Source organism: Lysobacter sp. Root604, assembly GCF_001427505.1.
In the GTDB taxonomy this organism is placed as follows: Bacteria; Pseudomonadota; Gammaproteobacteria; order Xanthomonadales; family Xanthomonadaceae; genus Lysobacter.
Window position 1 is genome coordinate 1 of the sequence record NZ_LMGS01000005.1, and the last position, 1,807, is coordinate 1,807.

Consider the following 1,807-nt stretch of genomic DNA (forward strand, 5'->3'; position numbering starts at 1 on the left):
GCTGCAACGCCACCAGGCGACGGTGCTGCACCTGACCGCCGGCCTGTTCCATCAGTATGCCGATGCGCTGGGGCCGGTTTTCGAGCGTTTGAACTATCTTCTGTTCGGCGGCGACAGGATCGACGCGGACGTGGTGCGTCGCGTGTTGCAGGGTGCGCGCCCTGCGCACCTGGTTCATTGCTACGGACCGACCGAGACGACCACGTTCGCCAGCACGCACGAGATCGTCGAGCTGGATGCGCAGGCGCGCTCGGTGCCGATCGGCCGGCCGATCGGCAATACCCGTATCTACGTGCTGGATGCCAGCGGCGAGCCGGCGCCGGTGGGTGTGACGGGCGAGCTCTATATCGGCGGCGATGGCGTGGCACGCGGCTATCTGAACCAGCCGGCGTTGACGGCCGAACGCTTCGTGCGCGATCGGTTCAGTGCCGACCCGCAGGCGCGCATGTACAGGACCGGCGACCTGGGTCGCTGGGGTGAAGACGGCACGCTGGAATTCCAAGGACGCAACGACTTCCAGGTGAAGATCCGCGGCTTCCGCATCGAACTGGGCGAGATCGAAGCCAGGCTGACGGCGTGTGCCGGCGTGCGCGAAGCAGTGGTGCTGGCGCGCGAGGACGTGCCGGGCGAGAAGCGGCTGGTGGCGTACTGGCTGGCGGAGGCGGGCGCGCAGATCAGCGCGGCCGAGCTGCGTCTGCAGCTGAGCGCGCAGCTGCCGGAGTACATGCTGCCCAGCGCGTTGTTGATGCTGGAGGCGTTCCCGCTGACGCCGAACGGCAAGCTCGATCGGCGGGCGTTGCCTGCGCCGGATGGCGTGTCGCTGAGCGTGCGCGCGTACGAGGCGCCGGACGGCGAGGTCGAAGAGGCGCTGGCGGGGATCTGGCGCGAGCTGCTGCAGGTCGAGCGGATCGGACGCCACGATCACTTCTTCGAACTGGGCGGGCATTCGCTGCTGCTGATCCGCCTGGTGATGAAGATCCAGGAGCGCTTCGGCGTGGAGCTGCCGCTGCCGGTCCTGTTCGAAACGCCGATTTTGCATCAGCAGGCCGACCGGATCGTGGAGGCGGAACTGGCGCTCTACGACGAGCAAATGACGAGCGAGATGGACGCTGCGCTCGAAGGCCTGACGGCCGAGCAACTGCGTTCAATGTTGACCAATTCAGAAGACGAACATGAGCGCGCATAACGAAGCCTCGTTGGAGCAATTGCGACGCGCAGTCCTGCGCCAGCAACTACGGCAGCGCGGCGACGCAGCCTTGAAACCCGCGGCATTGCCGATCCCGCCTGCGTCGCGCGACGGCCGCCTGCCGTTGTCGTTCGCGCAGCAGCGGTTGTGGCTGGTGTCGGTGCTGGACCCGAGCGCGGATCGCGCCTATCACCTGCCGATGGCGCTGCGCCTGACCGGCAGCGTGGATCGCGACGCGCTCAGGCAGGCATTGGATGGTCTGGTCGCGCGGCACGAAGGCCTGCGCACGCGTTTCGTGGCCGAAGACGGCGTGCCCTGCCAGCTTGTGATGCCGGCCGGGCAGGGCTTCGCGCTGCGCGAGGAAATAGCGGCATCGCAGGACGCCGTCGAACAGGCGATCGCCGACGAACTGGCCACGCCGTTCGACCTGGCGAACGGCCCGATGATCCGCGGCCGCCTGCTGCGCGTGTCGGAGCAGGAACACGTGCTGGTGTTGAACCAGCACCACATCGTGAGCGACGGTTGGTCCAACGCGGTGATGGTGCGGGAACTGGCGGCGCTGTATCGCGCGGCCTGCCTGGGCGAGGCGGACGGGCTGGCACCGTTGCCGATCCAGTATGC

General features: G+C 67.6%; 2 protein-coding genes. Both read left to right on the plus strand.

What is annotated here, in order from left to right; translation table 11 throughout:
* A partial coding sequence (locus tag ASD69_RS08435) for a non-ribosomal peptide synthetase (protein ID WP_157499110.1) occupies positions 1-1,186 on the plus strand: 1,186 nt, incomplete at its 5' end.
* On the plus strand, positions 1,173-1,807 hold a 635-nt coding region (locus ASD69_RS08440; protein WP_157499111.1), incomplete at its 3' end, for a condensation domain-containing protein. The genes ASD69_RS08435 and ASD69_RS08440, both read left to right, overlap by 14 nt.